Below are 9,029 nucleotides of genomic sequence, written 5' to 3'. Positions count from 1 at the left end.
CTGTATTTTATAATCATAAATATGTGCTCAAAATATAGAAAAAACACCTATTTCAGCCATTTTTCAGAGCTTTTTTAAGCAGTTTTTAGTGCAACTTATCGTATTTCTCAAATCTAGCGAGAAAGATTTTTTCTAATTATGTGTCACAAAACAGTATTTTTAACGGCTGTCGCCTATCCTGCCCTAGAAAAATCCGCCCCTTTTTACTGCCATTTTTCTTAGTCGTGACTAAAGAAAAACAGAAGTAAATTCAGTCAATCAAAGTATGTAATTTCAGTTTCTCTGGGAGAAACGCGGAAGCGTGCATTCCGATCTGCTGACCAGAAATGAAAAATCCTAAATCAAGGCTATCATTGAAATCAGAATCAAGGGATTTTCTACATAGCTATAAAACTGCCTAGAATCGCACTGAAGCGCATTTCTTCAAAAAAGCGGGAATTTCTCTGTAAACAAGGTTAAAAAGCCCAATAAATGCAAAATAGGCCTATTTAGAATGAGAAATGCAACTAGGCTCTAAAACGAATGACAATTTTTATAAAGCAGTTTTCCATATTAGACTTATATTGAAAAAAACCGAACGAGTGTCTACGAGTGATTAAGCCTAATTAAAATTTCGCGCTGCTTTTTCTTTGATTACAGGCTCCCTATCCATTAATCACTTTTATTTCAGAGCATCCCGAATGGGTGCGAACAATCAAGATTGGCTGCTCGTTCGAGCGAAGCTCGCATAAAAAAACTTATGAGCGAAGCGAATTCCGAGTTGCTTTTGATTTTTCTTAAAGTCAAAACGAGATTAGCTAAAAAATTGCCCCTCGAATCGAGCGAAAGCGAGATTCAATAGAGTTTGAGCGTAGCGAAAACATAGGGCAATTTTTCATTTGAAAGGCTTTTAATTATTTTTAAGTTTTTAAATGCTTTTAAGTAAGCTGAATCTCTTTGTTTACAGGGATTTCAACGACTATAAAGCTAGGTTTATCGACCCTTAAAGCTAGGTTTATCGACCCTTAAAGCTAGGTTTATCGACCCTTAAAGCTAGGTTTATCGACCTTAAAACTAGGTTTATCGACCCTTAAAGCTAGGTTAATTTACAAGCCAATTAAAATAGTCTATTGTATGACCTAGTTTAATTATAAATTTATTATTAGAAATGAGTGAATTAATCGTAAAGGATAATGCTTTAATTCAAGCCAGCTATACTCTAGACACAGTTGAACAAAGACTGATCTTATTAGCAATTGCTGAAGCTCGAGAAACAGGACATGGAATAACTGAAAATAGCCTTTTAGAAGTACATGCTAGTAGTTATATAAATACTTTTAATGTTGAAAAGCACACTGCTTACACCGTACTTAGAGATGCTTCTAGAAGTTTATTTGATCGCTATGTGACTTATCATGACATCAATCCTAAAACAGGCAAGGATCGTAGCTTTCATTGTCGTTGGGTAGATAAAATTGGATATGAACCCCAATCTGGAATCGTTTTCTTAAGGTTTACACAAGACATTGTTCCGCTAATAACAAGACTAGAAGAAAACTTTACTAAATATGAACTACAACAAGTTTCGAGATTAACAAGCTCTTATGCTATCCGGCTATATGAACTATTAATCCAATGGCGATCTGTAGGTAAAACTCCTATTTTTGATCTCTCCATTTTTAGACAGCAACTAGGGGTAGAAACTCAACAATATAAAACTATGAGTAACTTTAAAACATACGTTTTAGATTTCGCACTCAACCAAGTTAATGAGCTAACAGATATAACTGCTAAATATGAGCAGCATAAAAAAGGACGTACTATTTCAGGTTTTTCTTTTACCCTTAAACAAAAGAAAGCTTCTTCTACCAAGGTAGTTAAAGAGCAAAACCCAACTGATTTATTCTCAAAATTGAGCGATAAACAACGCTACTTATTTGCCAATAAACTTTCTGAGTTACCTGAAATGGGACACTATTCAGAAGGTTCAGAGAGCTTTCAACAATTTGCTATCCGCATTGCCGAAATGCTTCAAGACCCTAAAAAATTTGAAGAGTTACTCCCTTATCTGCAAAAAACTGGCTTTCAATGTGCCTAAAATTTAAACTTGCTCATTTGTCTATTTGACAGTCTAATAGACAATAATTTTTTACAAGTTTAGGCATAGGTTTACAGTATGAAAACCCTTACAGTTCTTGAACTTTCCAAGCTGTACAACATCAATAGACAAACAATTTACAACAACATAAAGAAAGGAATTTTAAGTAAAAATTCTGATAATAAGATTGATCTAGCAGAAGCCATACGCGTTTTTGGGGAACCAGTTAAAAAACAAGATGTAAAAGAACCTGTAAAAATAGACAGTCCAAATTCGGCAGAAGTTTTACTGCTTAGACAGCAGATAGACATGCTGAAAAATCAGCTTGATGATGCAAAAGATCGGGAATCTTTCTATCAAAACCAAATTGAAACGATGCAACGCCTATTAGAAGCCCCAAAACCTAATATGACTACGTTTACCGATCAAGAACCGGTGCAATCAACCATGGCCAAAACAGATCCCGAACCGGACACAGCAGAAGCTAAACATGACGGATTGACTACTCCGGAGCAGACGGAAAATAAACGTATTCCCGTGCCGGAACACGTTGAACCAGAGCAGCCCAAAAGAGGGTGGTTAAGCCGGTTTTTCCTGCCGAATGGGTAGGGGGCATTGTTTATGCTGGCTAATGAAATGAACCTCAAATTGCTGAATAAATCAGCATATTGCGTGAATGATCCACTAAAAAGCCCAGTTTGTTCAAACTGGGCTTTTTAGTGGATCTCAATGTCTTGATTTAATTCAATTTCATGAGCGCATTTCGTATAACGCGTATTATGTTAATTTTAGGAAATCTTTAGAATCACTATGCAGATAATCAATTCAATTGCGAATCACTTTATATTGTTTTCTATACAATAGTTTTTCCATTTATTTTTAAAGTCTTCCACGGCTTTCTCTGCGTCTTCCTCTTTGGTATAGACAGCTGATTTCTTTGCTTCATCTACTATCTGATTGAAAATTTCACCTTCCTCTTTGAAGAGGGTGCTATAAATACTTTTAGCTTTTTCTACGTCTGAACCCATTTGATGAAAAGTCATTAATGTGTCTGCTGCATATGCAATTCCATCACATTGTTCATTTTCCTCAGCATATGAAAAGGAACTAGTTAGTAACAATATTGAGAAAATTATTGGTTTTTTCATAATGGGAAATTTCATTTTAAAAATGAATACTAAAAGATTTCTATGGATATTAAAATCAATTCAATTCTTCCCCCCATTTAACATAATGGCGATTATACGAAAGGACTGAGTTCTGTATGCTACAGGGCTTAGTCCTTTTAGTTTCATCTTTATTCTTAATAAAGTTTTATAAAGAAGACTTCTGAAACATCAGCTTGGCTTGGAATGACTACAATACAATTAGAGTACGTGAATTTATTTAACTTATGATTTCCCGTGTCTTCAGCAATATCAATCAAGAATTTTCCAGAGTCATCCTGTGTATAATTTCCAAATAATAATTGCATTTTATCGGTAGTTTCATAATTTTTAATGAATCCTCTGTGAAAATTATTTTTTATAAAATTAGGGTCAGTTCTATTTAAAATATATCTCACTCCGACATTCATCGTCATCGCAATATCATCAACATCTCCTAGGAGGTTCACGATAGTTGCTTTGTCTTCAATAGTGTGAGTTTTTAAACCTCTATAATGACCTTGGGTATCTAATATTTTTTCCATTTTATTGATTGGATGTGAACGATGATCACTTCTAAAAACTTTAAATTTTTCCTCATTTAACGTGAGCATGTTGATTGGACTATTAGTTGACGATTGATCAAAAGTAGCAAGTTTAGGTAAAGTTAAAATACCACCACTTGAAGAACTAGCGCTGCAAACTAAAATTAAATCGTACTCTGCTGCCAATACTCGAAATTCATCAGTAAACTGCTCTTGTGAAGATGTTAAAGCGGGATTAATAATAGGATTTTTTTGTTCAATTTCACTTTTAAAAGCATGCTCTAATCTAATTGGTTTTAAGATTTTGACTCCAACATCATCGTAACCCCATTGCTGCAAAATATTTTGAACATAAATACATTCTTCACTAATTTTTTCTTCATTATCATAGTTATACATACTAACTATAATGATTTTAGGTTTTTTATATACCTCAATTTCTCTTAAACCAGCTCTCGATAACACGATTACTTTTTCAGCATTAATTTTTTCATCTTTTTGAACCAAACACTCATCTTGTTGAATAATGCTTCCTTGTTTTATCACACCTTCAAATTTTTCTATTGGTGAAAGAACCTTATAGGAAAAGGGATCTTCAAGATCTAACCTACTATCATCTTCTTGAATAACAGCATCTATTTCAGAAGGTAGTTCGATATTTTTAGGAAGCCTAATAATAGAATCTTCTTTGTAATCAATTTGATATATATCTTTGGATCTATAAAGCTCTGCATCCCAAAAATACATGTTATTAATTTTTAAAAAGTGATTTACTTTGATATTTTGAGTCATATGCGAATTTATTCCCCAGCCGGCAAATTTTGATAAATTTTTAGCCGGGTAATCATTTAAAGCGATAACATTTTCTGCAACTCTCCTACCTATAGCTTTATCCAAAGAAATAAATTCTGCTGGATAGCCTTTAGGGAGTCGTGGGTGCAGTCCATGAAGCATATCTATTAATTGTCTAGGAAAATCATCTGGAAAATTTAATTCGAGTTTCATTATTAAGTGCCTAAAAAATCATAAAACATGGATATTTCTAATCAATATTAAAGTATGACAATAAGCTAAGATTTTTTATTATTTAAAACATATTCAATGTTTTTAAATAAACCCAACTTAGTAAGAATTAATTGAAGTTAGCATCTTAAGATACTACTGTCCCATAGTTTGATTTAAATAAAAAAGCCCGACATCCTGTCGGGCTTTTTCGTATTGGTTCGCTTGGCATAACTCCTGTCGTGCCGCCGATCCTTGTGCAATTATTTATTTTTATTCTGCGGAACGTCCTGTTCTCTTATGACTTCATGATATTGAATACAAGGGGTTATGAATATCCGCAAAATCCCTAAATTCATGTGCGCTCAGGCGTACAAAATTGGTGGATTTTTATCCCAAGAGTTGTCCGCAGAAATTGGGGATAATTTAAGCCAGCGCTGGCTTGATAACGCAGAGAAAAATGACATTTTGATTAAAAATTAATCAATTCTATTGGCAAGAAGTATCAAAATAGCTCAAAAAGAAACCGACTTGTTTCCAAGTCGGTTTTTTGTGGTTTTTTAGGGGGATGAAATTTTTTAACTATATGAAAAACAAGGATATTTAAAAAGCATTTCGTATAACCTCTATTATGTTAATTTTAGAAGATCTTAACTTCTAGCGTTGTTTGAAATTTCAAAAATATTTCCTATCTTAAAATAACTTTCCATTGAATTCCAAACCTTTAACCCCATTTTAATGAAAGATTAGTATTATTTTTAAAAAGACTTTCTAATAATTAATGAGGGCAAACATGGCTGCATATACGAGCACCACTGAAAAAAGTCTACAACAAGTAGATCATTCAAAAAGACATTGGACCGATTCTTATACTATAGGCGATATAGTACCCGTCTCAGGTATCTATAAATGCCAAGGTTGTAATAAGGAAATTACCAGTAATAAAGATGATCCTTTTCCGCCTCAAAATAAGCACCAACATACATCAGCACAAGGCAAGGTTTTGTGGAAATTGATCGTACGTACTGATACTAATGGCGATAATTTTGGAGTAAGTAAGTAAATATGACTCCGATATTTGATTTTAATTGTGATCTAGTAGGTTGGTTTGATGGTACAAATTTCTTCGATGAAGATATTGAATGGGTAGCTTTTTTAAGCTCTGGTAACTGTTTTTCTTCAGAAAATCTAGATTGGCTTGGATCCCTTTATCAGGGGAGCCTTTTAGATACTAATGGTAAGCCTATAGGGTGGCTCCAAGGGCACTCTCCTGTTGGAACATTACGGCCTCTACGTCCATTAAGACCATTGCGCCCATTACGGCCTCTACGTCCATTAAGACCACTGCGCCCATTACGGCCTCTACGTCCATTAACACCTTTAGGTGGATGGTCTGATTTAAGTTTTAATGAGTGGATAAACCAATAAATAAAATTTAAAAAGCCCAGAAAATTCTGGGCTTTTCATTATTCAAATAAATATGGAAATAAAACTTGAACTGCTCTCGGAGACAATAAAACATGTAGCTGTCTTTTAGGTGGAGCCAATATCAACTGTTCTTTCACCATTTCAGAGATAATATCTCTTAACTTTCTTTCACTTATTTGTAATCTTTCTTGAAGTTCTTTTCGAGTATGAGGCCCATAATATAAGAGAGTCTTATAAATATCTTTTGCCTCTAACGGTAGCTTTTTCAACGGTTTTTTTGTCTTAGGATCAAATAATCCACCACTAAAACGCAATTGAAAATATACATTAATTCGTTCTTCAAGCTTATAAGGCTCTAATAAGTTTGTGAAATAAGTCATTTGATCAATCGCAACATCTATGAAGTATTCAGTAAAACTTACTAAACCATTATCAGATAAAATTCCTCTACCATCACTATCACCTTGTCTAGCTCTGTCGGCAATAGCAAGATGCTTATAATAAAGTTCACTAGACCTAGCAAATCCACGGGACATAGACCATAGACCATAACTTTTAAGGCCGATAGCTCGCATAAAACAATCAGTAAATAATCTAGATACTCGACCATTTCCATCTAAAAATGGATGAATCCATGCTAAACGATGGTGAGATGCAGCCATCGCCCAATATTTTCTTAGTCCATGTAAATATTTTATTTTATATTCGCTAGAAAACCATGACATATATGCAGGAACTTCTTCCGCTTTAGGTGGACGATGATTTCCAACGATTACATCTATAGTTCGATAATCACCAGGTTCAATTCGATGGATAACAGATCCATCATGATTCGGAACTTCTAATTCCTCAGAATCACATTGGTCATAAAAAGCCTCATGAATTTTTCTAATAAAATCTTGAGATGTCACTTCTTCGGGATCATTATCTTTAAAGTTAAGTTTTAATTGAACTTCAATATGACGCTTAATCTCTAAAAGACCTTTAGATTTTTTCTCAATAGAATCATCATTTAGATCAAGTAAGTCACTAGGTTTTGTTGGGTTACCTTCAATTTTATTGCTGTAATAGGAATTAACTACTCGTAATAAATCCTCAACAGCTTCTCGAATTGTTACCGGTACTGTCGCATCTAATTGAGCATCTAGCCTTGCTATTTCTAATAATTTCTCTTCTAGCTCTGCAGGGTATGTATGTGCAATCGGTGTAATGTTCATTTCAAACCACCTATATAAAAAACCGCTAAATTGTAATATATATTTGCCGAAATATATATTTTTTTTTATTTTTAAAAATCAACGATATACAAAATATATAAAAAAATATTGCCGTAATTTTTGCCGAAATATAGTTAATTATAATTATTTGTGCATGATTAATATTCACTTTTCTAAAATATTGAGTTATATATGTGATTAATAAGTAATCTGAGATCTTTGATGAATAAAGACTTACGCTTAATTTTTACAACATTTATTGTTGTTTTAGGAACTTATTTAACATCAATTGGAGCTCCCCAGAACTATTGGGAAATGATGGGGATCTTCGCCTCCTCACTACTAATTGTTTTAGTGATACGGATGGTTCCTATTCTAAAAAATACAAATTAATAAAAAGAAGAGGCTCTAGAGCCTCTTCTTTTTATTTCTAAATGTAATGCTATTTAACATAAAATCTCTTATGCGAAGTTAAATCACACCCAAAATTCACCTATATATGCCGTACTTTGACGCTCAAATAGATATAGTGTCCGAATATTGCAATTATCAAAAAAAAGACAGTAAAACCCGTGAACGTAAGCAAAGAGCTAAAATCAAGAATAAGTAGCGCTAATAAACAGGTAGCAAAGCAAAATGTACCTATTAAATAAAAGACTTCTAAAATAAAAAAACCCGTATATTCAAAGGTATTTACTAAAAATTTTCTTTTTAGTCCTATTTCTTTTCCATGATGAATTTTGTAATTAGCTACTATGCTAAATGTTATGTGCAATGCAAATGCGATGAAAAAGACCCACAATAAAAAGGAATTGGTATTCACTAAAGTAGAAAAAACATCATTCAGTAGATCAAAGTCATAAGTTTTATCTGTAAAAAATGAATAAATTAAGTCACATAAGGCAGCTATTACAGTCAAAGTAAATAATGCAGATATATCCTTCCAAGGAATTTTAAATAAAATTTCGAGGAAATGGATTTTCGAAAAAGGATCAAATTTGTTCATATTTTTAAATGACTTAAGCTGAATATTCTTATTCCATTTTTATATCAGTTTTATTGTATTCCACAAGACAATAAAATCTAAATATCTATAAAAAAAAACAGCTATTTTAGTAAGAATTTCCTATTTACCTTAGCAAAAAGAAAACGCTAAAAACCCCTAATGTCTTCTAATGATATTATGATTAAAATTAGACAATGAAGAGGAAAAATTAGTCATGACTAAAAAATCCCAACAACCTGTAGATGACTTTCTATTAGAGAACTTAGGCATTAAAGCTTCTGGGCTAGGGATCTTCGATCAAGTCACTATTGATGAACTGCGTTCACTTGCAGAGCATGGCATCAGACTACGTATCGCTTTGCGCTCTTCAGGTCGCATCAAAGATGGCTTAACAGGATCTCTAGTAGAAGAGGATTTAAACCTCTATCAACTAAATGAACAGCAACTTAAAGAAAAAATAGATTACCACTCAAAAGAATTGCAAAGAGAGCACCAAACAATCTAAATTTCACCCAATGATAAAAAACAAAATAATAAAATATTTAATTATATTTCAGTTAATTAGATCAAAAATATAAAGTTTTTTTTCCAGAGCGAGAAAGATTTTTT

Annotated in this window: 10 protein-coding genes; 6 read left to right on the top strand and 4 right to left on the bottom strand. The window is 32.9% G+C overall.

Translation table 11 applies throughout. The features are described from left to right. Positions 1 to 1,147: 1,147 nt before the first annotated feature. Positions 1,148 to 2,077, top strand: coding sequence for a replication initiation protein RepM (gene repM / locus G0029_RS17930; RefSeq protein ID WP_180110322.1), 930 nt, complete (start codon positions 1,148 to 1,150; stop codon positions 2,075 to 2,077). Between the two features lie 78 nt (positions 2,078 to 2,155). Continuing rightward, positions 2,156 to 2,686, top strand: coding sequence for a plasmid replication DNA-binding protein (locus G0029_RS17925; RefSeq protein WP_180110321.1), 531 nt, complete (start codon positions 2,156 to 2,158; stop codon positions 2,684 to 2,686). Between the two features lie 227 nt (positions 2,687 to 2,913). Here G0029_RS17925 and G0029_RS17920 read toward each other — a convergent pair whose 3' ends face one another. Genes G0029_RS17920 through G0029_RS17915 form a run of 3 tightly spaced genes read right to left on the bottom strand, consistent with a single transcriptional unit; the run spans position 2,914 to position 4,772 of the window. Continuing rightward, entirely contained in the window at positions 2,914 to 3,225 is a 312-nt protein-coding gene (locus G0029_RS17920) for a 3-hydroxybutyryl-CoA dehydrogenase (RefSeq protein WP_180110320.1), read from the bottom strand. Positions 3,226 to 3,285: 60 nt separating this feature from the next. Then, positions 3,286 to 3,372, bottom strand: a complete 87-nt coding sequence (locus G0029_RS18615; RefSeq protein WP_373685919.1) for a hypothetical protein — start codon at positions 3,370 to 3,372, stop codon at positions 3,286 to 3,288. Positions 3,373 to 3,380: 8 nt separating this feature from the next. After that, positions 3,381 to 4,772 (bottom strand): hypothetical protein, encoded by a 1,392-nt coding sequence (locus G0029_RS17915; RefSeq protein WP_163146732.1) that lies wholly within the window; start codon positions 4,770 to 4,772, stop codon positions 3,381 to 3,383. Positions 4,773 to 5,099: 327 nt separating this feature from the next. On the opposite strand from G0029_RS17915, the gene G0029_RS18390 reads away from it, so the two are divergent. From G0029_RS18390 to G0029_RS18610, 3 genes are all read left to right on the top strand, one after another. Continuing rightward, the gene (locus tag G0029_RS18390; RefSeq protein ID WP_180110319.1) at positions 5,100 to 5,252 is read left to right on the top strand and encodes a hypothetical protein; all 153 of its coding nucleotides are present in this window, start codon (positions 5,100 to 5,102) and stop codon (positions 5,250 to 5,252) included. 310 nt (positions 5,253 to 5,562) lie between these two features. Further along, positions 5,563 to 5,832 (top strand): protein L, encoded by a 270-nt coding sequence (locus G0029_RS17910; protein WP_180108333.1) that lies wholly within the window; start codon positions 5,563 to 5,565, stop codon positions 5,830 to 5,832. A 2-nt stretch (positions 5,833 to 5,834) separates the two neighbouring features. Continuing rightward, positions 5,835 to 6,197: a 4-fold beta flower protein gene (locus G0029_RS18610; RefSeq protein WP_180108334.1), complete on the top strand. Its 363-nt coding sequence runs from the start codon at positions 5,835 to 5,837 to the stop codon at positions 6,195 to 6,197. Between the two features lie 38 nt (positions 6,198 to 6,235). Here G0029_RS18610 and G0029_RS17900 read toward each other — a convergent pair whose 3' ends face one another. After that, entirely contained in the window at positions 6,236 to 7,414 is a 1,179-nt protein-coding gene (locus G0029_RS17900) for a Fic family protein (RefSeq protein ID WP_180108335.1), read from the bottom strand. 1,220 nt (positions 7,415 to 8,634) lie between these two features. Here G0029_RS17900 and G0029_RS17895 point away from each other — a divergent pair. After that, a complete protein-coding gene (locus G0029_RS17895; RefSeq protein WP_180110323.1) occupies positions 8,635 to 8,925 on the top strand; it encodes a hypothetical protein in 291 nt (96 codons plus the stop codon). Positions 8,926 to 9,029: the final 104 nt, after the last annotated feature.

The sequence above is a fragment of the Acinetobacter sp. YH12138 genome (assembly GCF_015218525.1).
Taxonomy (GTDB): Bacteria; Pseudomonadota; Gammaproteobacteria; order Pseudomonadales; family Moraxellaceae; genus Acinetobacter; species Acinetobacter amyesii.
This window is presented reverse-complemented; position numbering and strand designations above follow the sequence as displayed.

Excerpts from the sequence above, each read along its gene's own strand:
- repM (WP_180110322.1), top strand. The coding sequence starts at position 1,148 with ATGAGTGAATTAATCGTAAAGGATAATGCTTTAATTCAAGCCAGCTAT.
- G0029_RS17925 (WP_180110321.1), top strand. The coding sequence starts at position 2,156 with ATGAAAACCCTTACAGTTCTTGAACTTTCCAAGCTGTACAACATCAAT.
- G0029_RS17920 (WP_180110320.1), bottom strand. The coding sequence starts at position 3,225 with ATGAAAAAACCAATAATTTTCTCAATATTGTTACTAACTAGTTCCTTT.
- G0029_RS18615 (WP_373685919.1), bottom strand. The coding sequence starts at position 3,372 with ATGAAACTAAAAGGACTAAGCCCTGTAGCATACAGAACTCAGTCCTTT.
- G0029_RS17915 (WP_163146732.1), bottom strand. The coding sequence starts at position 4,772 with ATGAAACTCGAATTAAATTTTCCAGATGATTTTCCTAGACAATTAATA.
- G0029_RS18390 (WP_180110319.1), top strand. The coding sequence starts at position 5,100 with ATGAATATCCGCAAAATCCCTAAATTCATGTGCGCTCAGGCGTACAAA.
- G0029_RS17910 (WP_180108333.1), top strand. The coding sequence starts at position 5,563 with ATGGCTGCATATACGAGCACCACTGAAAAAAGTCTACAACAAGTAGAT.
- G0029_RS18610 (WP_180108334.1), top strand. The coding sequence starts at position 5,835 with ATGACTCCGATATTTGATTTTAATTGTGATCTAGTAGGTTGGTTTGAT.
- G0029_RS17900 (WP_180108335.1), bottom strand. The coding sequence starts at position 7,414 with ATGAACATTACACCGATTGCACATACATACCCTGCAGAGCTAGAAGAG.
- G0029_RS17895 (WP_180110323.1), top strand. The coding sequence starts at position 8,635 with ATGACTAAAAAATCCCAACAACCTGTAGATGACTTTCTATTAGAGAAC.